We start from the raw sequence: 253 nt of genomic DNA on the forward strand, positions 1-253 counted from the left end.
ATGCCGTCGATGGCGTAGTCTGGCATACGCAGGACACGCCTGAAAATGCAGAGGCCTTCGGTAAGGCTTCGAACCAGCACGGCGAACGCGGATATCCTCAGGTCCGCATGGTCTGCCTGATGGAACTTGCGGGCCAGTGTGATGGACAGTTACGACGTGAACGAGATGCGCCTGGCGGCAAAGCTGGCAGACAGCGCGCCGGATAACAGTATTACGCTGTTCGATAAGGGTTTTTACTCTTTAGGACTGCTAC

1 pseudogene is annotated in these 253 nt (G+C 56.1%); it reads left to right on the top strand.

What is annotated here, in order from left to right:
- A pseudogene (locus tag AACU55_RS24605) lies at positions 1-253 on the top strand (IS4 family transposase); the annotation flags it as partial.

The organism is Rahnella sp. CJA17(1/100) (assembly GCF_963881615.1).
Lineage (GTDB): Bacteria > Pseudomonadota > Gammaproteobacteria > Enterobacterales > Enterobacteriaceae > Rahnella > Rahnella aceris.